Origin of the sequence: Chitinophaga deserti (assembly GCF_003149455.1) — a bacterium.
Taxonomy (GTDB): Bacteria; Bacteroidota; Bacteroidia; order Chitinophagales; family Chitinophagaceae; genus Chitinophaga; species Chitinophaga deserti.
On record NZ_QFFK01000004.1, the window covers coordinates 297,801 to 318,609 of the forward strand.

13 protein-coding genes and 1 riboswitch are annotated in these 20,809 nt (G+C 53.7%); of the genes, 6 read left to right on the top strand and 7 right to left on the bottom strand.

Annotated features, from left to right (window positions below; translation table 11 throughout):
* Positions 1 to 39 precede the first annotated feature (39 nt).
* The gene (locus tag DEV76_RS11015; protein ID WP_232826931.1) at positions 40 to 1,029 is read left to right on the top strand and encodes an MlaD family protein; all 990 of its coding nucleotides are present in this window, start codon (positions 40 to 42) and stop codon (positions 1,027 to 1,029) included.
* Positions 1,030 to 1,092: 63 nt separating this feature from the next.
* Here the strand turns inward: DEV76_RS11015 and DEV76_RS11020 are convergent, their stop codons facing one another.
* Entirely contained in the window at positions 1,093 to 1,965 is an 873-nt protein-coding gene (locus tag DEV76_RS11020) for an EamA family transporter (protein ID WP_198652030.1), read from the bottom strand.
* 303 nt (positions 1,966 to 2,268) lie between these two features.
* Positions 2,269 to 3,261: a GlxA family transcriptional regulator gene (locus DEV76_RS11025; RefSeq protein ID WP_109697958.1), complete on the bottom strand. Its 993-nt coding sequence runs from the start codon at positions 3,259 to 3,261 to the stop codon at positions 2,269 to 2,271.
* 109 nt (positions 3,262 to 3,370) lie between these two features.
* On the opposite strand from DEV76_RS11025, the gene DEV76_RS11030 reads away from it, so the two are divergent.
* The 5 genes from DEV76_RS11030 to DEV76_RS11050 all read left to right on the top strand — a co-directional run bounded on the left by DEV76_RS11030 (position 3,371) and on the right by DEV76_RS11050 (position 7,172).
* A complete protein-coding gene (locus tag DEV76_RS11030; RefSeq protein WP_109697959.1) occupies positions 3,371 to 3,613 on the top strand; it encodes a hypothetical protein in 243 nt (80 codons plus the stop codon).
* Positions 3,614 to 3,624: 11 nt separating this feature from the next.
* The gene (locus DEV76_RS11035; protein ID WP_109697960.1) at positions 3,625 to 4,056 is read left to right on the top strand and encodes a VOC family protein; all 432 of its coding nucleotides are present in this window, start codon (positions 3,625 to 3,627) and stop codon (positions 4,054 to 4,056) included.
* A gap of 212 nt (positions 4,057 to 4,268) precedes the next feature.
* Positions 4,269 to 5,315 carry an LLM class flavin-dependent oxidoreductase gene (locus DEV76_RS11040; protein ID WP_109697961.1) on the top strand — a complete coding sequence of 349 codons (1,047 nt, stop codon included), beginning with the start codon at positions 4,269 to 4,271 and terminating at the stop codon, positions 5,313 to 5,315.
* A 40-nt stretch (positions 5,316 to 5,355) separates the two neighbouring features.
* A riboswitch (Fluoride riboswitch) is annotated at positions 5,356 to 5,423 on the top strand.
* A 38-nt stretch (positions 5,424 to 5,461) separates the two neighbouring features.
* On the top strand, positions 5,462 to 6,742 hold the full coding sequence (locus tag DEV76_RS11045) for a voltage-gated chloride channel family protein (protein ID WP_109697962.1): 1,281 nt from the start codon (positions 5,462 to 5,464) through the stop codon (positions 6,740 to 6,742).
* A 19-nt stretch (positions 6,743 to 6,761) separates the two neighbouring features.
* Positions 6,762 to 7,172, top strand: a complete 411-nt coding sequence (locus DEV76_RS11050; protein WP_109697963.1) for a DUF6157 family protein — start codon at positions 6,762 to 6,764, stop codon at positions 7,170 to 7,172.
* A 1-nt stretch (position 7,173) separates the two neighbouring features.
* Here the strand turns inward: DEV76_RS11050 and DEV76_RS11055 are convergent, their stop codons facing one another.
* The 5 genes from DEV76_RS11055 to DEV76_RS11075 all read right to left on the bottom strand — a co-directional run bounded on the left by DEV76_RS11055 (position 7,174) and on the right by DEV76_RS11075 (position 20,630).
* Positions 7,174 to 12,462 carry a CHAT domain-containing protein gene (locus tag DEV76_RS11055; protein WP_109697964.1) on the bottom strand — a complete coding sequence of 1,763 codons (5,289 nt, stop codon included), beginning with the start codon at positions 12,460 to 12,462 and terminating at the stop codon, positions 7,174 to 7,176.
* 315 nt (positions 12,463 to 12,777) lie between these two features.
* On the bottom strand, positions 12,778 to 14,406 hold the full coding sequence (locus tag DEV76_RS11060) for an arylsulfatase (protein WP_109697965.1): 1,629 nt from the start codon (positions 14,404 to 14,406) through the stop codon (positions 12,778 to 12,780).
* A gap of 17 nt (positions 14,407 to 14,423) precedes the next feature.
* Positions 14,424 to 16,058: an arylsulfatase gene (locus DEV76_RS11065; protein WP_109697966.1), complete on the bottom strand. Its 1,635-nt coding sequence runs from the start codon at positions 16,056 to 16,058 to the stop codon at positions 14,424 to 14,426.
* Positions 16,059 to 16,064: 6 nt separating this feature from the next.
* Positions 16,065 to 17,537 carry a RagB/SusD family nutrient uptake outer membrane protein gene (locus DEV76_RS11070; protein WP_109697967.1) on the bottom strand — a complete coding sequence of 491 codons (1,473 nt, stop codon included), beginning with the start codon at positions 17,535 to 17,537 and terminating at the stop codon, positions 16,065 to 16,067.
* An 18-nt stretch (positions 17,538 to 17,555) separates the two neighbouring features.
* Entirely contained in the window at positions 17,556 to 20,630 is a 3,075-nt protein-coding gene (locus DEV76_RS11075) for a SusC/RagA family TonB-linked outer membrane protein (RefSeq protein WP_198652031.1), read from the bottom strand.
* Between the last annotated feature and the right edge of the window lie 179 nt (positions 20,631 to 20,809).

Here is a 20,809-nt window from a genome sequence, read left to right on the forward strand (position 1 = left end):
AAAAGAGGGGTCATTGTAGGCATATTTGTATTTGTCGGTATGCTCATTTTCTTATCGGGGATCCTCATCCTCGGCGGACAAAAGAAATCCTTCATGTCCAGCCTCGGCGTCATTGCCGTGTTCCACGATATCGGCGGCCTCGCCAAAGGAGACAACGTATGGTATTCCGGCGTAAAGGTGGGCACCATCAAATCCATCAGCTTCCTGGGGCACGACCGTATACAGGTGCGCATGGAAATTGAGAAACGCTCCCGCGATTTCATTCATAAGGATGTGACCGCTAAGGTAAGCTCCGACGGGCTGGTAGGTAACAAGATCATTGCCCTCACCGGCGGTACTGCCGGCGTGCCTCCTGTGGAAGACGGCGATACCATTGCCGTGGCCACCTCCATCAGCAGCGATGAGATCATGGAAACCCTGCAGGTAAACAATAAGAGCCTTGTAGAGATCACCGGTAATCTGAAAACCATTACGAAGAAGATCGCTGAAGGAGAAGGTTCCCTTGGCAAACTGATCTCCAGCGATACGGTGTACAACGATCTGAAAGGCGCCATCGCCAGCCTGCAGCGCACTACGCAGAACACCAGCCGCATCACCGAGAACCTTACGGATTACACCTCCAAGCTGCAACGCAAAGGCTCGCTGAGTAACGACCTGATCTCTGATACGGTAGTGTTTTCAAAACTGCGTGCCTCGAGCGGACAAATCGCTTCCGCCGCCAACCGCATGGATAGTGTGATGAATAACCTGCAATCTGCCAGTGCCAGTGTGAACAATAACCTGCAAAGCACTAAAACGCCGGCAGGCCTGTTGCTGAACGATGAGAAAACAGCACAGTCGCTCAAAACCACTATTCAAAACCTGCAATCAAGTACTTACAAGCTGGATGAGAATATGGAAGCACTGCAGCACAACTTCCTGCTGCGTGGCTTCTTCCGCCGCCGTGATAAAGCAGAGCGGAAAGAGCAGGAACGTCTGGAGAAAGAAGCAGAAAAGCAACGGAAAGATTCTATCCGCAACGCGCAATAACGTACCTGTAACTGTTTTCTATAATAGGAACGGCCACCTCCTGGTGGCCGTTCCGCATTTCAGTTATTCCTTCTTTTTCAGCAGCGCCATGGCCAGCAGCATCAGTGCCACGCCGCACCATTGCAGGAGCGTCACTTCTTCCTGCAACAATATACTGGAGCACAGGATTGCAACGGGCAGTTCGGCAGACATTACCAGCGCACTCATTGTTGCCCCGATCTTCGGGATGCCTTTCGCAAAAAGCAATGGCGGTATAATGGTGCCGAATAGAGACAGGAAGGCCGTCCATTTCAGGATACTGTTACCAGGTGATGGGTTAAAGGCCAGCGTTTTCGCATTTACAATGGCAATGGCGATAGCGGCCCCCGTCATCATCACAGCACTTTTCCGTACCGGCGGTACATCCTTTGCCGTGCGGCTGTTGGCCACGATGAACACTGCATACAGCAGGGCGGAAAGCAATCCCAGCACTACACCCGTGCGGAAGCCGGGCTGTATCTGTATTGCATTGCCGGGCTGCAGGGTGGAAAGTATGCCGGAGGATAGGAGTGTGCCGGTGAGAATGAGGGCAATGCATTGGAGTTGACGCCGGGTGGGCGTTTGGCTGAAAAGGAGCCAGTCGAGCAGTATACCCATCCATACGAACTGCATCAGTAAAATAATCGCCAGCGAAGCGGGGATGTATTGAACGGAGGCGTAATAAACAAAAGAAGTAAGGCCGATGGATGCGCCGGTGGCCAGGAGTTGCCAGCTGAGCCGTAAGCGCACCTTTTCGTACAGCAGGGAGATGATCCACAGCACGCACATGCCCGCCAAAGCCTGCAGGAAGGCAATGTGTGCAGGGCCATAACCTTCGCGGTAGGCGAGTTTAACGAATGTGGAGAGCATGCCGTAGCTGCACGCGCCGGCAAATACCATGAGCATATATCTGGTCATTGTTTTCGGGTTGGGGGATGCGGTACATCCCGGATACAGGTGATGCTCCGGCTCAAAAGCCGGAAATGAGGAATAGACGGGCATGGTAAAGCCGCGCCTGTTAATGAGCGGGAAATGCTGTATCAGACAACCCTTGCGGGAATAGCGGGATCATGCTGCACCGGATGGGCAGCCATTCATAATAATCGCCGGATGATCATCTGCAGTTACAGCAGATGGGCGGGAGGAGGTGTGCTGGGATAATGAAATTGCATGTTGTGTGAATGGTTTCGGGTTACAAGATACTTAAAAATGGCAAATGCATCAGTAACGCGCCGGCATGGGAACGTTGCGGTTGTACTTTTTGCGGTATTCAACCGGGGAGAGGCCGGTGGTTCTTTTGAAGAGGGTACGGAAGGCCTTGTTGTCGGAATAGCCTACTTCAAACATCACTTCAGTGATATTCTTACGGCTGGTCTCGAAGCCTTTCTTTGCCGCTTCTATCTTCACCCTTTGAATGTATTCGGTAACCGTATTGCGCGTGGCTTTCTTGAAGCGCCTTTCAAGGCTGCGGCGGCTGATGGCGAAATGCGATGTCAGCTGGTCTACCGTTATGCGCTCCGCGAAATTCTCTTCAATATAGGATTGAATATCGCGTACGGAATCATCCGGATGGTCTTTCTGTCCGGTGAACATAATGAAAGCGCTCTGGCTGCTGCGGTCTATTTCAATGGCGAAATATTTCGACAGCAGGATGGCCATATCACGGTTGGTATATTTTTCAACAAGATGAAGCAGGAGGTTGAAAAAGGAATTGGCGCCTCCGCTGGAATACGTGCCCTGCTCATCGGTGATGATACGGTCGGGTACCAGTTCCACATTGGGGAACATATCCCGGAAAATGGGTTCAGACAGCCAGTGGGTGGAGCATTTCTTGCCATCTACCAGTCCGGTTGCTGCCAGAATAAATGCGCCTACGCAAAGACTGGCCACTTCCGCACCGTTTGCATGCTGCTCCCTGATCCAGGGCAGGAATGCGCTGTTGGTGTGAATTACTTCATCCATATCGCCGTTAACGGCGGGGATGATGATGAGGTCCGTTTTGCGGATATCGGAGATGGTAGCGTCCGGCTTAACGGTGAAGAACTTGTCGTACACCTGTGCTTCGCTGTTCATGCCTACCATTTGTACGGTAAACAGCGGATCTTCCCCTGACTGTAGGAGAACGTCGTTGACCTGCGAGAATACGCGGTTGGAGCCGTCTATACAACCCAGTGCTACTGCGCCCTGGGGAACGAGGATGGAGATGTGCTTCATAATTCAAAAATAAGTGAAATAATTGGCGCAATACACCCCGTATTTTGCCTTTTTTGCACCCCGTACTTATGAACCCGGAAGACTATTTTTGCGTTATCAAATCCTCCACATGGTAGAAGTCTTTAAAACCGACGTAGCTTCGTCAGCAACCGCCCGGCAGCTTATTACTGCTATTGTGCAGGAGCTAAACGGCTGCCGGGCCAACTTCGACCTGGAAGACTGTGACCGCATCCTACGCGTATGCCGGGAGACTGGCCCGGTGGATGCGGAAGCGGTGATAGCCCTGATGCGCCGGTATGGATATACGGCACAGGTGCTGGAGGATACGGTTATTCCTACTTTTACACCATAAAACCTGCTATCATGGCACAAATGAATCCTTATCTCAATTTCAACGGCACCTGCGCGGATGCATTCGAGTTCTACAAATCCGTATTGGGCGGCGAATTCGCTCCTCCGGGTATTATGCGTATGAAAGATCAGCCGCCGTCCGAAGAGCACAAGGTAGACCCTAAAGACGCTGAGCTGGTAATGCATGTGGCTTTACCCGTAGGCAGCAACATTTTGATGGGCAGCGACTGTCCGCCGGCCTGGGGCCCGGTGAACCAGGGCAACGCCAGCGCTATTTCCCTGACTACAGCCGATGATGCGGAAACCAAACGTGTTTTCGATGGCCTTTCCGCCGGAGGTAAAGTAACCATGCCGCTCGCACCTACATTCTGGAGCCCTTCCTTTGGGATGTTTACCGATAAGTTCGGCATCCAGTGGATGGTAGGGATGGAACACAAGCAATAATTCCGTTACTGAATCGCAACAAGCTATTTAAAAAGCCTCCCGGTATGCGGGAGGCTTTTTAGTTGTTTAGCATGTAATGGTATCCCATGGCCGGATGTCGTTTTCTTTAAACAGGGTGTGGCGCGCGATTAGATGTTGTACCACTTACCTTCAGGTCACCGGCAGGGGATTGCTGGAGACATTGCCGTATTTTTGCAGTTCAAACCGGAACAATGGAATTAGGAATCAGCTCATTCGGAGAAATCAGGCCGGAAGGTGTGGCAGGCGGAGCCCGCGCGTCTTTCCTCGCTATGCAGGAACTTATTGCGGAAGCCCGTATGGCCGACCAAACGGGGCTGGATGTGTTTGCCCTCGGGGAGCATCACCGGCCCGATTTTATCATTTCCGCCCCTGAAGTAGCCCTTGCAGGTATTGCGTCTGTAACGGAACACATCCGGCTGTCCAGCTCCGTTACGGTGCTGAGTTCTGCAGATCCCGTGCGTACCTTCCAGAACTTCGCCACACTGGATCTTGTATCCGGCGGCCGTGCGGAGATCATGGCTGGAAGGGGTTCCTTCACCGAATCGTTCCCACTGTTTGGCTATAACCTCAGCGATTATGACCAGCTGTATATCGAGAAGCTGCAGATGCTGCTGGAGATCAATGAAAACGAAATCATTACCTGGAAAGGTAAATTCCGCGCCCCGGTAACCAACCGTGGCGTATATCCCCGTCCATACCAGGCGTCTTTACCGGTATGGGTTGCGGCGGGTGGTACGCCTGCTTCCGCAGTGCGGGCAGGTAAGCTGGGACTGCCGTTGATCGTGGCTATCCTTGGCGGGCGGCCCGCACAGTTTGTACCTTTTATGGAGCTGTATAAGCGAGCGGCACAGGAAGCGGGGCATGATTTGTCTAAACTGCAGTTCGGAATCAACAGCCAGATGTATATCGCGGAAAATTCCGAACAGGCGGCCGATGAATTCTGGCCTTCTTATGAAGCACTCATGAACCGTGTGGGGCTCGACCGTGGCTGGCAGCCCATTACCCGTGAGCAGTTCGAATACCTCCGCCTGCCCGATGGCCCGCTGTTTGTAGGCAGCGTACAGGAAGTGACGGATAAGATACTCTACCAGCATAAGCTATTCGGGCATACCCGTTTCCTTGGCCAGCTGGTGAAAGGATACATTGCTTCCGAGAAAGTGCTGCGTTGTATTGAATTGTTCGGTACACGGGTGGCGCCTGCAGTGCGGGAAGCGCTGGGTGTGCCTAACCGTGTGTAGGGACTTGACTGGCCGGGGATAATTCCATACCTTGCATGAGATCAAAACAGGAAATGGTGTCTTCCTGAACCAAACCGCTGCACAACAGCTGATGGCGCCTGCAAATATTAACCGGCTATGGCCGGAGGCATCAACTATTTGTAGGTATGAGTATTAAAAATTTCCCCGCTAATTTAAAATCCGGATTTTTCCCCGCATACTGGCTGCTGATAGCCATCCCTGTTTCACTGGCAACCGGTTTGGCAGTAGCCTTATTCCTTGCTTTATTAGATTTGGTTACCAGCACCCGTATCGACAATCCCTGGCTGCTCTATTGCCTCCCTTTCGCCGGGATTTTCATCTGGTGGATGTATAGCAGATACGGCAAAAATGCCGGCGCGGGAAACAACCTCATTATTGATGAGATCCATGAGCCGGGTGGGGGAGTACCCTTGCGGATGACGCCGCTGGTGCTTATCACCACCCTTATTACCCATCTCTTCGGCGGCTCTGCCGGCCGGGAAGGTACTGCAGTTCAAATGGGCGGGAGCCTTTCCCAGCGTATTGGAAAATGGATGGGGATGGATGAGGAAGATACGCGTATTATTCTCATGATGGGTATTGCCGGTGGTTTCGGGGCTGTATTCGGAACACCCATAGCCGGAACAGTATTCGCGCTGGAAGTACTGGCCATCGGGAGTATGAAAGATTTTAAGGCGTTGATACCCTGTGCCTTCGCCGCATTCCTTTCCGACCAGGTTTGTCTATTCTTAGGAATCGGGCATACACATTACAGCATCTCCTTTCCCTTTACTTTCAGCTGGCTGCTGCTGGCACAGGTACTCGCAGCAGGGGCCGCATTTGGTCTTGCCAGCCGTTTCTTTTCGTTCCTTATTCACCAGATTAAGGATACCTCGGGAAAGCTCTTTTCCGGTGCACCCTGGCTGGTTCCCTTTGCCGGTGGTTGCATCGTGATCGCATTAACTTATCTGGCTGGTACGCGCGACTATCTCGGCCTTGGCGTATATGCTGCTGCTCCGGAAGGTGTTTCCATCGTGAATGCATTTACAGCAGGCGGAGCGGATGATTTCAGCTGGCTGTGGAAGATCGTTTTTACTGCGGTAACGCTTGGTATGGGCTTTAAAGGGGGAGAGGTGACGCCGCTGTTCTTTATCGGCGCTACACTGGGCCATACTATAGCAGTTTATTCCGGCGCCCCCATCGATCTTATGGCGGGCATCGGTTTCATCGCTGTATTTGCCGGGGCCACTAATACGCCTATTGCCTGTACACTCATGGGCGTGGAGCTGTTTGGCGCGGAGCATGTCGTGTATTTTGGTGCGGCCTGCCTCATGGCATATTTCTTTAGCGGGCATTCCGGTATTTACAGCGCACAAAGGATCAATATTCCTAAATTTGGGCACAGCATAAAAAGCAATAAAAAGTAAACACTGCACTATTACCACCATGAAAACTACCAATTACTTTAATACTTTCATCGAAGTGGCGGATGATTGTCCGGCTGCAGAAGGCGAAGTACCCACCGCCAAAGGTGATAAAGTAACGATCGCATCTTATCAGTTCGATATGATCATGGCGCATCCCTATCAATACACTTCCGACGATATCCTTTACAACCAGTACGCCGATAAGGAAGGCCTCAAAGGCCAGGCCCGTAAAGACGGCCGTTCCGAATATTTCCAGATTGGCCGTGCCTGCCTGCGCGCATCACCCTTGGGCAAACGCTATGGCTGGGGCATTCATTACGATGAAGAGGGCCGCATTGCCATCTATGCCAAAGGCACGCCGGAATACGAGCGCTTCAGTAAAGATGCGAAGCTGCAACACACCAAAGCCATGCGTTCTAAAAAAGCCTGACTCAGGGTATCCATTTCCGCAACTGATCTAATTGCTCCCTCGCCTGCGCCACGCGGGCCTGCCTGCTTTTACCTGCAAGAGAAAGCACATCGCAGAGGAAGTCGAACAGTCCTGCATCGGCCTGCTTTATAGCAGGGTGTGATGGCTGCTGCGATGCGTTCCGGTATGCGGTTTCCACTTCAGTGAACCCGGTGGCTGTGGGGTGTAATAAATGCAGCCCCAGCAGCAGATGCGCTTCTGTCATGTATTTGCGGTACGCCTGCCCGTCGAGCGGGTCTGTGGTATGTTGACGGTGTGCTTGCAGTATATCGCGGAGGGCACCTTCCGTTATGGATTTAGAAGGACCTTTTGCACCGGTGAGCGTTAAGGCATTTTGCACGAGGTAGTAATAGCCCAGGCTATACGCTTTGGTACTGTTGGCGTTAACCTCCGCCGCTTCGCGGTAGCAATCTGCCGATGCCCTGTATGCCGCTTTCTTAGCCTTGCCTTCGCTGAGGAATGCCTTGCGTTTATAAGCGCTTCCCAGCAGGTGCAGCCTTTCCGCCGTAGCACCCATATTGCGCAGGAAGCTGATATCGCTGATGATGTGATCCGTTTGTTGCCGGAAGACTTCTCTTTGCAGGGGATCGGTATGGAAGGCTTCGTTTGCCTGGTATTGCTGCATAAGGTGTGCGAGCCGCACGGCGCAATATCTTTCCACCGTAGCCCCTGAAAAACTGGCCGGCTCTGCCTGTAGTAACTGCGTAAACAGACCTATGGCAGGTGCGTATTCCTTTAGACTGGCATACAGCAATGCCTCCAGCTCAGTAATGGCAGGGGTGCGGATCTTATTCTCATCTACCCGTCGGCAGATATCTTCCACCTGTCTTAAAGTATATTGCGGATCACCATCACCGAGGTCGAGGGTGGAGAGGATGTTGGATAACAGTATTTCTGCATCATCCGCCAGTAGCAGCGGTCCATACGATTGTGCGGCGTGGCCGCGCGGTTCCATCACATAAAACGGATCGCCATAACACTGGTAAGCGCCCCAGGTATTAGTGCGGTGGCCATGCAGGTCAAAGATATGCCTGCGGGCTGCTTTCACGGCATCGCCGAATGCTTTCCCTTCAAACATCCCTTCATAAAACTTCTCTGTAAAATCCAGTGCGGCTGCATCATCTACCGCCCATCCGGCCACGATTACTGCGCGTACACCATTGTTGATGAGCTGTGTACCGAAGTTAGCGGCCAGCTGATACCTTTGCTGGTGCAGGCTTTCCGCGCCGCTATCCATTGCCCCGAGGAAGCAGCAGTTCACGAATACGAATTCCGGAACGGTTGGTATCTGGTGGAGATGGGAAGTGTTCAGGCAGGTATCTGCCCCAATGAGCATCCCGCTTTTGAGGATATTTTCTGTATCGAACACGCCATGCCCTGCGAGGTGAATAATCTTGTAATCGCGTGCGAAGAGGGTAGAGAGGATATCAGCGTCTGATGCATTGAGCAATGGCCAGGTATTGTAAGCCTGTGCTTCCAGCAGCTGCTGTACTTTGGCCCCTTCGTGCCGGGCGCCGGGGAGCTGGCTGCAGGTGCCTTTCAGGTCGGGGTCTGCTACGATTAATGCGGTGCGCGATACTACGGGATTAATGCGGATGCGGTAGTCGCGGGTGGCCAGCTGCCGCACCATGCCTGCGCTTACACTGAGGGGGAGTGTGTCCGTCAATGCATCCTGCAGCAGTTCCCATGGGTATGCTGCAGTTTCCGTGTCCACGATCCAGTTGATGTTGCTTTGTCGTTTTACCTGCTCTTTAAAATCGTTGGGGATGAGCATTTCAAAGATCGACTTTGCCAGCTGGGGATTCCAGCGGTTTTGTCCGCTCATGGTATTCAGCAGGGAAAGTATACTGCTTCGGGAAATGTGCAGGATGCGCTCTTCTTCCCGCGCTGCGTCGGTAGACATGGTGAAGCGTAGCCCTCCATTGCCGTCTGCATTCTCTCCGTCGTTCAACTGCCGCACCTGTATGCGCGTCCACCAGTCGCTGGTATTATCGATCAGCATACGCTCCCTGCTGCCGGGGCGCTTCACGATGGCGCGGTTTTTCCAGAGCACATGCAGCTGTTGCTTCTCTTCTTCCGCAATATGGTTAATAGCCATAAAGCAGCTCATGGCACGGTCGCGGAAGAGTTCTATAAATTCTATTTCGCCAATGGTGACGGCATTGTCGTAGTTATCGCGGATCTTATCATTGGCTTCCTGCACCCCGGTGATCACGGCGCGTACGGCGCTTTCCACGCTTAGTCCGCCGTAACCGCAACCTATGGCAAGTGTGCTGAGGCCTACTGTACGTTTATTGGTTGCCACGGATTCCGGCACCGCAATCGGACTGTTAAATATCGAAAGATATTTGAGTACAGCTTTCTCCACGGTTTGCGCCAGCAGCCAGGGCGTTAGTTCTCCCTGCCTTCCCAGTCCGGCTACGATGGCTCCTTTGAAAGGAGCGGGCTTTTCCACGATAAAGGTTTCGCTGCTGCCGTTTTCTCCGGGATATAAACCCAGGCCATGGCGCCTGGCCAGTTCTCCCTGCAGATATCTGTTTATAGATTTTTCAGCGGAGAAAAGTCCGTCGTTCAGGAAGTGCCCTACCAGTACCGGGTGCGCTGCAAATTTCAGATCACCGTTGCTGAGAGAAACGGTAACAGGCACCGCACCTTCGCGGTATACGGTGTCTTGCGGGAGGCCCAGCATGGAACGCTCCAGGTTTTCGGGAGAGAGACCGAACGATACGGCGGCTTTCTGGGGCTGGCTGCTTCCTATACCTCTTACCACCGGCGGATCGTTACGGAGCAGGGTAGTAGCGCCTGCACGTAATATTTCCTTGATGGCGGTAAAGAGGCGCTTATCGCAGGGGAGCGCGCCGTAAGGCACATCGGTGAAATATACATCCCGGGAAGCAGTGAAGGAACCGGGTAAACTGTCGGCCCAGGGAGCACTGCCGTCTCCGGCAGCTGTACCGGTGAAGGTGAGGCGCCCGTCTGCTTCCATGCGGTACCCGTCGGGTGTGAGGTGGCCTGCGGGTGATTGGCCGGCTATATAGGCGATACCATCCGTCCTGCAGTTTTGCATGCCCTGCATCACATCATCCCGGTATTGCCGGAACAGGGCAAGGTGTTCTTCAGAAGGCAGGGGCCATCCGGGCCTGTGCAGGGCAGTGCGGAGTTTATCCCAGGTGGCTGGGAGGGCATAATCAGTTTGTTGTGTTGAAAAAGGCAACAGGCAAAGCAGGCCGGGCAGCCCGGCAAATACTGCTGTTAATTCCGCGGTGGAGTGATGGAGATCGAGCCCTGCCAGCTGGCGGATCACTGCATCTTCTCCAAACAGTAATTGAGGGATTCTGTAACTGCCTCCCAGTGGACTGCCCAGCAGCAGTGCGCTGCAGGGGAACTGCGCGCGTAATGCTTTCCATTTTTCCCGATGGCGGTATACCAGCTCCCGCACGAGGAGGCCGCCAGTGCCATGGGCTACCAGTTGAACCTGGTGGCCTTCCTGAATTAGGGATTGCACCTTTTCCGCCAGCAGAGTTCCCGTTTCTACGGGTGAGCGGCGCCAATCGTAGGGGAAGGTGAGTACGTCGTGTGTATCTGACAGTGCATCTGCCAGCTGACTGTATGCAGATGCCGGAATAGCGTCGGCAACAATGCCTTCGTTTTGCATGGAGAGTTCCGTAAGTCCTCCTTTCAGCAAAGCCTGATAATCTGGCCAAAGGGTTTGCCTGCCATCGGTAAGCCAGCTGCCTAACAGGCCCGGTAAAAGGATGGCAACAGGTTTTTGCCCGGTTAGCTTATTCCTGATCAGCTTACCGCCTGCGGCAATACCTGTGCGCAGTGCATCGCCTTCCATCTGTGCGCCGGTACTGAATCCGGCTACAGTGGCATTGCCATTGTACTGCAGCGCCAGTAAAAGTGCGGAGGCGGTACCGTTGTTGGAGAAGTAATTGAAATGACTGGCGTTTCCGCTCTGATCGAGGAAGTATTGCACATGATGCGGCATCCGCCTTGCGCCGTTGTACATGGATGCGGTATCCACCACCAGATCGTTGCCGGTGCGGAAATACAGTTTGCCGAGGATGGCGGTTAATCCGCGCCAGCTGGCGCCAATACGGCTCTGGCCTGAAATGATGTATAAGGGGGAATCGATGAGCGTGGCAGGTTCGGGGTTGTTCAGCGCACGGATGAAGGGGGAAGCGGGCTGCTGGGCTTCCAGTCCGGGTAAGGCCTCCGGATCTCCCTTGGCAGCCACCAGTGCGCCCAGTAATGCCTTAAACGCCTGGTACACCGGATGGAAACCAGTAGCCATACCCAGCAGGTTCATGATCACGTTGCAGTAATGATCCAGCCGCTTCGAAGCCAGTAAGGTACCGCTGGCAGGGCATGCCACCCTTACGGTTTTAGCGACCCGGATGCTTTTGGCGGTAAGGGTATGATCCAGTAATTGAATGGCGGCCATGTCAGCCACGCGCTTATGTTTGGCGAGGTATTCTTTTTCCAGGGAATGAAAGCCGGGGGATTTACTTCCGGAATAACGGGCAAGGATATCTCCCAGCAATCCGCCGCGGGAGTGGGTGACTACATGCAGCTCAGCGCCTTCCGGCAGTAATGCCGCCAGCTCTGCCACGTTCTCCAAAGGCGACCGGGTAAGCGTACGGTGCTGGAAGGCCAGTATCCTCGGCCCATACATCCTGCGCATGCTTTGCCAGATATCGGTGTTACGCAGGTCCCCGAAAGCCCCTGCAAAGCTGGAGGCTGTGCCATGGAGGAATAGCAGGTAAGGTGCGCTTTCTCCTGCGATCAGGGTGCATTCGTGTAATGTGAAATCATCTGCAACGATGAATAACCCTAACTGCTCATCTGTTTGCCGGTTCTCCAGTTCTGTTGCCAGATCGCGGATGGCGGGAGCGGCCGCTTTCTTCACGAACACCTCCAGCAGTTTAACGGCCAGCATGGGCATTACGCCCCGCTCCGGGAGGTCGGATGATAAGGTGGCGGGCAGGCGGTAAAAGGTGTTGCCGTCGCGCTGCTGTACGGCCGTTCCGGGGAAGAGAGCTTCCAGCGAAGGAGGGTCGCAGAACCATACGGTATCATCGTCCAGCGTAATGGAAAGGATGTGCTCATCCGTAACGGGGATGATATGCTCTTCCTGCGTGCCGCGTGCTGCACCGGTTAGCAGATAGGTAGCCTGATGGTCGAGGCCGGGCACGCTGTTGACTGACTGGCTGCGCGTGCCATGGAGATGCAATTCGTTAATAGACATGTTCGTTCGTTTCCGGTAAACGGGATACTTTTTTTGGGGTCCTTATTGTTCGTTATCGTTTCCTATGGTCCGGCCATGCAAGGCGCACGGCCGTGGGGTTATATTGTGCTGTTTCGATTCATACGTTATTTCATGGTACGCGCAGCTTATCGGGCTGCCGGGTGTAGGGATGCAGGACATGGTAAAGGGCTTAAATACTTCTATTCAATCTGAAGTGAAATTAGTCAATTCTTTCCATAGCCACTAATGAAGAAGGCCCGCCTCCGCCCGGTGAAGGGGAAGACAGGCCGCAGATGAAAAGCCCGGATGCAATCGTTACCTGCTTTGCCGGGCAGAAGGGGTTCCTAATACGGATGCCGGCTTTATCTGGTCGTAGGGTACTACGCCCGTTTTTTCCGCCCACTGGAAATAGGCGGACGACAATTCATTTACCACCTGGCGGTTTTGCTGTGCCACATCAATGGTTTCGCCACGGTCGTTTTCAAGATCATACAGCTCCCAGCGGTATTGCGGGTAGCCGGAAACCAGTTTCCATTTACCCTTACGCACGGCACGGTTACCGGCACGTTCCCAGAAGATGGGTTGCTCCCGGCTGATTTCCTGCTGGCTGAACAGCAGTTTGGATAGGCTCACACCCGGCAGGGGATTAGGCGAAACGCCCTGATAGCTGGCAGGGTATTTCGCTCCTGCTACGTCGTAGAAGGTAGGGGCCAGGTCGATAAGGTGCGCCGTTCCCTTTGCAATGGTGCCCTGCGGCACTTTGCCAGGGAACCAGGCAATAAACGGACTGCTGATGCCACCCTCATACATATTGTTCTTAAAAGCCCTGAAAGGGGAATTGGACACATACGACCAGTTTTTGCCCTGCGACTCGAAAGAGCCTGCAGTACCTACCGGACCGGTATTCCGCCCCGCTTTAGGACCCCAATGGGCCACATCTTCTGCCGGAGCGCCGTTGTCGGAGATGAACACGATGAGTGTATTGTCATCTTCTCCAAGAGCTTTCAGTTTGGCGAGCAATTGCCCTACGCCCTGGTCCATCCGGTCTACCATAGCAGCGAACACTTCCATTTTGGCGGTCCATAGCTGCTGCTGGTCATAGGTGAGGTTATCCCAATCCGGTACGCTGGAATCTCTGGCGGCAATGGTTTGGTTGGGAGCCAGCAGCCCCAGCTGGCGCTGGCGGGCGAGGCGCTCTGTACGGAGGGAGTCCCATCCGATGTTGTACCGGCCTTTGTATTTGGCAATATCTTCCGGTAAAGCCTGCAGCGGCCAGTGAGGCGCGGTATAAGCCAGGTAGAGGAAGAAGGGTTTGCCGGACTTGTGCTGCTCATCGAGGAACTGCACGGCATGACTGGTAATCTCGTCCGTGAAGTAATAGCTGCCTGCTTTAGGCTTCACACGTTTATTGTTTTCAAGCAATACTACCGGATATTCACGGCCACCCAGCGGCATGGGTTCCGGGTCAAAGTAATTAGCTCCACCGCCGATCACACCATAGAAGCGGTCGAAGCCGCGTTGTACCGGCCAGGAGGTACTATCGTTCCCCACATGCCATTTGCCAGACAGCAATGTGCTGTAACCATTCTGCCGGAGCACTTCACCGATAGTGAGGCTCTGGCGGTTGAGGTAACCCTGGTAAGCAGGGAGGCCGAGGTTTACATCAAAATACCCTACACCTGCCTTATGCTGGTATTGCCCCGTAAGCAGGGATGCCCGGGTGGGAGCGCAGATGGAATTGTTGTAGAACTCCCGTAACCGTAATCCTTCATTTGCCAGCCGGTCGAGGTTAGGGGTGCGTATCTCGGAGCCGTAGCTGCCGAGGTCGGAATAGCCCATGTCGTCCACCATAATGAGGATGATATTGGGCTTTTTAGGTTGTTGCTGGGAGAAGAGCGGCGCGGCATACAGCAGCACCGCCAATGATAGCCATGTTTTTTTCATCTGGATGTTGCATTGTTTTAGCGCCTGCTGCCGGCAGCGGGCTGGTTCTGGAATGGGCCTGCGAAACCGGAAGGGCCTGAAGGCTTGATCTTTTCATACTCCACCACGTCGTTATTCTTCGCCCAGTTATCGTATGCGGCAGACAGCTCGTTCACGATACCGGGGTTTTGCACAGCGAGGTTATTGGTTTCCGCACGGTCGGTTTCTATATCATACAATTCCCATTTATTGGCAGGGTAGGATGATACCAGTTTCCATTTACCGCTGCGTACCGCACGGTTGCCGGCACGCTCCCAGAAGAGGGGTGTTTTACGCTCGATTTCCTTTTGGTTGAAGAAGAGGCCTGCAAGACTGGTACCTGCCAGCGGATGCGATGTTACCTGCTTATAAACGGTGGGGTATTTCGCCCCGGCAATTTCATAGAAGGTAGGCGCCAGATCAATCAGGTGTGCAGTACCACGTGCAGTGGTGCCCGCTGCAATCTTACCCGGGAACCATGCTATGAGCGGGGAACTGATTCCGCCCTCATACGCCGTAGCCTTATATGCCCTGAAGGGTGTGTTGGATACATGCGCCCAGCTTTGCTCCTGGTAGTCGTAGGAGCCTGCAGTACCGATGGGACCGCTGTTTCGCTGGCGCTTCCTTCCGAAGGGGATGAAGCCGCCCTGTGCGCCGTTGTCGGAGATGAATACAACGAGTGTATTGTCGTCCTGCTTGAGGGCTTTCACTTTGTCGAGGATCTTTCCGATGCCCTGATCCAGCCGGTCGATCATAGCAGCATAAACTTCCATCTTCTTTTCCCATAGTTTCTTTTCGTCGTACGTCAGGCTTTCCCAGCGCGGTACTTCAGGGTCTGCAGCTATCGTTGCATTGGGTGCTATGATACCAATCTGTTTCATGCGTGCGATGCGCTGCGCGCGGAGGGAGTCCCAGCCGATGCTGTACCTGCCTTTATACTTTTCAATGTCTTCCGGCTGCGCCTGCAGTGGCCAGTGCGGGGCGTTGTAAGCCACGTAGAGGAAAAAGGGTTTCCTGGAATCCTTCTGCTCATCGAGGTATTGCACGGCATGCCCTGCAATTTCGTCGGTAAGATATTGCCCCGGTTTCAGGCGTACGGGTTTATTATTTTCTACGAGCATTACCGGCGGCGCTTTATCGGCATACGATCCTATGTCGAAGAAGTTGCTGGCTCCGCCTATGAATCCATAGAAGCGGTCGAAGCCACGCTGGTTGGGCCAGCTGAGGGAATCGTTCCCTACATGCCACTTGCCCGACATGAGGGTGGTGTACCCCGCCTGCTGCAGTACCTCACCCAATGTGAGCGATGAGCGGTTCAGATAGCCCTGGTAAGCAGGCAGACCGAGGTTTACATCGAAGTAACCGATACCGGCGCGGTGGTTGAACTGCCCGGTCATTAGTGAGGCACGGGTAGGGGCGCAGATGGAGTTGTTGTAGAACTCCCGCAGCTTAAGGCCTTCGCGGGCCAGCCGGTCGAGGTTAGGCGTTTGGATCTCGGAACCATAAGGCCCGATGTCGGAATACCCCATGTCGTCCACCATAATGAGGATGATGTTGGGTCTGCGGGTATTTTGCGATTGGGCCGGAGGTAACAGCGCCAGTAATGCCAGCGCGGTGAAGAGAACGATTTTCATGTTTCGTCAGTTATTAATCCATAAAGGGTCCTGTTTCAGATTGGGGTTGAGGTTCAGCTCGCGCTGCGGTGTGGGGAAGCGGATGTGCTTCGGCGCGGCGAGCGTTTTACCTGCGGCATGTAATGTGCGCACGTAGTAATCCGGTCCCCTGCGCACGAGGTCGAACCAGCGCTGGTATTCATACACCAGCTCCTTCCGCCTTTCCTGGAACACGCTGTCGCGGAAATTAGCGGCACTCAGTGCAGGAGCTACATCTTTCAGTTTAGTAATATGTGCGCGTTCCCGCACTTCGTCGATAGCTTCATATGCTGCTGCTGTGGGGCCCTGCAATTCGTTGACAGCTTCAGCATAGATCAGTAATACTTCTGCATAGCGGATTATAGGCAGGTTTTTAGACGATTGCCCCTGGTTGCCTGTAGCGGCGGGGTCATAATATTTGTGGAGGTGTGGTTCGAAGGTATATGTTTTTCCGTCTACCGGGCTCACCATTTCCGTAATAAACGTAACTGCCTTACGGGTATCGGTGCTGCTGAAGCTTTCATACAGCTTTCCCTGCTTGTGGAGCGCATCGGCATAATCGCCATTGATACCGGGTACTTCGTTAGGGGCGGAGCGGCTGCCCAGACTGTTGCCCTGATACCCTGCATTGCCGAGGAACTGTGCGGAGAAGATATGCTCCTTCCCGTTTTTGGTAGCAGTATTGAAAACATCCGCATAGTCATCAAATAGTGCGTACCACTTCGCATCAATCACCTCTTTACTTTTGGCGGCTGCATTGGCCCAGTCTTCTTTGGTGAGGTATACCTTAGCCAGCAGCGACTTTGCAGCGCCTGAGGTGGCCCGCCCTATATCGTTCTTCCCATACACGCCGGGTGCGGGGAGGTTTTCTGCTGCCTGCAGGTCGGTAATGATCTGCTGATACACCGCTGCAGCCGGACTTTTCGTCACATACAGCGCTTCGGGCGACAGGTCCTTCGGTTCATGCAGTACGATGGGGACATCTCCAAACCAGCGTACCAGGTTGAAGTAGTGCAGTGCGCGGAGAAACTTTGCTTCGTTGGTGAGCCTGGCCTGCAGTACTGCGGTTATCTTCCCGTCAGGAATTACGGCAATACGGTCTATGGCAATGTTGGCAGCGTTGATGGCGTCGTAACTCTGCCGCCAGAGCTGCTCCATACGGTCGTTGGAAGCATCGTGCGTTAGGCCGGATATGGCGCGTACATGCGCATTACGGGCACGCGGGCCAGCTTCATAATCATCCGTCGCCATTTCCACACCTATCTGGAAAAGACTGTTATACAGCGATTGACCTGTTTCATAGAGTTTACGGTAAGTGGCCACAACAGCGGCATCGGCCTGTGCGCCGTCTTTATAGAATTCCTGCGTAACGAGCTGGGAAACGGGCTGCTCGTCGAGACTGCTGCAGGCCGAAAGCCCCAGCAGCAATACGGGAAGGATATATCGTTTCGTGATGTGCATATGGTTGCGTTGAATGGATTAGAGAGAAATTTTCAGTCCGCCGGTGAATGTTCTGGATACCGGGTAAATGCCCTGATCGGTGCCTGGAGAAACATTGCTGCCGGAAGTCACTTCCGGGTCAAAGCCCGTGTAGTTGGTCCAGGTAGCAAGGTTCTGGGCAGACACGTATAATTGAATGGATGAAATCTTACCGGTGATATGCTTCGGCAATGTATAAGACAGTGATACGTTTTTCAGGCGGATAAAGGAACCGTCTTCAATGAAACGGTCACTGAAAACCGGTGCGGGGTCCAGCTTGGCACGGGGGATGGTTTGGCTGGGGTTCTCCGGCGTCCAGCGGTCGCGGGCGGAACCTGCTGCATTCTGCTGGCCTGTAAACAGTTCCAGTGATTGTAAGTTGCCGTTAAGGATCTGGTTGCCTAATGAACCCTGGAAGAATACGGATAGTGCGAATCCTTTCCAGCTGAAATTATTGCTCAGGCCAAGAATCACATCCGGCTGCGCATCCCCTATAATAGTTCGGTCTGCCGCAGTGGTGAAAGTACCATCACCATTGATGTCTTTATAGAGCCTGTCGCCGGGCTTGGGCGCTGCACTGCCGGTGAACTTCCCTTTGGTATGCTCTTCACCGGTTTGCAGAATACCATCTGTTACAGTGCCGTAGAAGCTGCCTAATGGCTTGCCTACCTGTATGATGTAGCTGCCGCTGATGTAAGACCGTGCGCCATTGCCCAGAGAAAGCACTTCGTTCCGGTTAATGGAGGCGTTGGCATCAGTGGTCCAGGTAAATTCTCCAAGGAAGTTCTTGCTGCTCACAGCCAGTTCCAGCCCTTTGTTGGATACGGAGCCGAAGTTCTGGAGGGAACTGGTTTGTCCGCTGGTCCAGGGGATCTCCACACTCAGCAAAAGATCACGCGTCTTTTTCTGATAAGCATCCAGTGAAACACTGAGGCGGTTGTCAAAGAACCCGATATCGATACCGGCATTGTATTGCACGGTGGTTTCCCATCCCAGTTTATCGTTGGGCAACCTTGAGGGCGCAAAGCCTGTGGCAGTAGTACCGCCGAAAAGATAAGTGAGGCTGTATAATGTAGCGAGCGACTGGTATTCCCCGATCTCCAGGTTACCTGTTGTCCCAAAACTGGCACGCACTTTAAGATCACTGATGTTGCGGGAGAGGTTCTTGAAGAAGGGCTCGTTGCTCACGCGCCAGGAGGCTGCGGCAGAAGGGAAGTAGCCCCATTTGTTGCCTTTCCCGAAGCGGGAAGAACCATCGGCACGGATGCTTGCGGTGAAGTAGTAACGGCTGTCGAAGTTGTAATTGACACGGCCCAGCCAGGAATGCAATACCCACTTACTGGCTTCAGACCATGGGCGTAGCAAAGTGGCACCGCTCTGCAGGCTGTTATAAGACAGAGCGTCTGACACAAATTGCTGTGCGCCGGTACGTACCACATCACTGCTGAACTCCTGCTGGGTAAAGCCTCCCAATACATCGAAGCTGTGTTGCCCGGAACGGCGGGAGTAGCTTACGGTGTTTTCATTCAGCCAGGAGTAACTGGTGTATTCCCCCCGGCCTGCGTTGCCCTTGGTTGGCAGCCCTTCGTAAATGGTAGCGGGGATGTAGTATTTCTCCTGTGTGTTGTTCACATCGGTACCGAAAAGGACTTTCACCTGTAGCCCTTCCAGTACTTTAAAATCTGCGAAGGCAGTTCCAAAGAAACGGTTGGTAGTGGCTTTGTTCTTTGTTTCGTTGATACTGGCGATGGGGTTGGCGAAGATGTTCTCGAAAGGATTGCGCAGGGTGTAGCTGCCGTCGGCTTCATAAATAGTGGCGGTAGGCGGCATAAAAAGCAGGGAGCTTACAATGCCGGAGGGTGCTACATTAGCGTCGGACCGGGAAGCGGTGATATTAACACCCGTCTTCAACCGGTCGAAGGGCTGTGCATCAATATTGGCGCGGATGCCGAGGCGGTTGAAGTCGGTGTTGCGGATGATGCCATCCTGCCTGAAGTAGTTGCCTGATAGGTAATAGCGTGTTTTGGCAGTACCGCCGCTAAGCGTGAGCTGGTGGTTTTGCTGCGGCGCACTGCGGAAGGCAGCATCCTGCCAGTCGGTACCATTTCCCACACTGTCTATCTGCTGTTGTGTGAGGTACTGAAACTTCCCTTTGGCGGGTGTTACATCATACAGCACATCGTTGCGCAGCTTTGCAAAGTCTCTGCCATTGAGCACATCTACTTTTTTACGGAGCGACTGTACACCATATGTTCCTTCATAGGAAAGCGTACTTCTGTCTGCCCGCCCTTTTTTGGTGGTGATGATCACCACGCCGTTGGCGCCGCGTGAGCCATAGATGGCCGTGGCGGAAGCATCTTTGAGGATGTCGATGGATTCAATGTCGGAAGGGTTGATGCCGGAAAGCGGATTGACAGGGGTGCCGGTGATGGTGCCCGCCGTAACTGCGTTGTTGTACACGGGAAATCCATCTATCACATACAGCGGTTCGTTACCGCCCTGTATGGAGGCCCCGCCGCGGATGCGGATGCTCACGCCGCCGCCGGGCTGTCCGGATGTTTGGGTGACCTGTACACCGGGAGCGGCGCCTTTCAGGGCCTGATCGAAAGAGCTGACGGGTTGTTTCAGCAGCGGGCCGGATACGGAAGCGATAGCGCCTGTCAGATCGCTTTTCTTCTGCGTTCCGTATCCGATCACCACCACATCATTCAGCTGGCTTTGCGCGGGCTCCAGCGGAATCTCGATCTGCCCGTTCTCGACGATCACTTCCGCTTTTCTATACCCGAGGGAAGTAATAATTAATGTATAAGGGAATGGCTGCCCCGTTACGAATGCGAACCTGCCTTCGCCATCCGTGAGCACACCGTGCGTAGTGCCTTTGATCTGCACGGTGGCGCCGGGTAAGGGCTCCCGTGTTTTGGCATCTACGATACGGCCTGTGAGCCGTGAATTAATAAGAGGCTGCGTTTGCGCATTGCCGGATATTGCTGCCAGCAGCAGCAGGGAAAAGACCGCGGTAAACAGGACCGGCCAGGCATGCCGGTGCCGCGGCATGGTCGGTAAACTTTTGAACATGCTATGGTTGATTAGTGATACGACAATAAAGAGCCGGCCCGCCATCGCGGGAACGCGGCAGTTCAGGGCATACGAAGGCTGCCAAAGCCTGATGGCTATGGTAACTCAGCTATGTATGCATTCATCGGAACGGTAAAATATCACCGTTGATGCATTCAGGGACGCATGACCCTACATCG

Coding starts and splice junctions, on each gene's coding strand:
- DEV76_RS11015 (WP_232826931.1), top strand. CDS start 40: ATGCTCATTTTCTTATCGGGGATCCTCATCCTCGGCGGACAAAAGAAA.
- DEV76_RS11020 (WP_198652030.1), bottom strand. CDS start 1,965: ATGACCAGATATATGCTCATGGTATTTGCCGGCGCGTGCAGCTACGGC.
- DEV76_RS11025 (WP_109697958.1), bottom strand. CDS start 3,261: ATGAAGCACATCTCCATCCTCGTTCCCCAGGGCGCAGTAGCACTGGGT.
- DEV76_RS11030 (WP_109697959.1), top strand. CDS start 3,371: ATGGTAGAAGTCTTTAAAACCGACGTAGCTTCGTCAGCAACCGCCCGG.
- DEV76_RS11035 (WP_109697960.1), top strand. CDS start 3,625: ATGGCACAAATGAATCCTTATCTCAATTTCAACGGCACCTGCGCGGAT.
- DEV76_RS11040 (WP_109697961.1), top strand. CDS start 4,269: ATGGAATTAGGAATCAGCTCATTCGGAGAAATCAGGCCGGAAGGTGTG.
- DEV76_RS11045 (WP_109697962.1), top strand. CDS start 5,462: ATGAGTATTAAAAATTTCCCCGCTAATTTAAAATCCGGATTTTTCCCC.
- DEV76_RS11050 (WP_109697963.1), top strand. CDS start 6,762: ATGAAAACTACCAATTACTTTAATACTTTCATCGAAGTGGCGGATGAT.
- DEV76_RS11055 (WP_109697964.1), bottom strand. CDS start 12,462: ATGTCTATTAACGAATTGCATCTCCATGGCACGCGCAGCCAGTCAGTC.
- DEV76_RS11060 (WP_109697965.1), bottom strand. CDS start 14,406: ATGAAAAAAACATGGCTATCATTGGCGGTGCTGCTGTATGCCGCGCCG.
- DEV76_RS11065 (WP_109697966.1), bottom strand. CDS start 16,058: ATGAAAATCGTTCTCTTCACCGCGCTGGCATTACTGGCGCTGTTACCT.
- DEV76_RS11070 (WP_109697967.1), bottom strand. CDS start 17,537: ATGCACATCACGAAACGATATATCCTTCCCGTATTGCTGCTGGGGCTT.
- DEV76_RS11075 (WP_198652031.1), bottom strand. CDS start 20,630: ATGTTCAAAAGTTTACCGACCATGCCGCGGCACCGGCATGCCTGGCCG.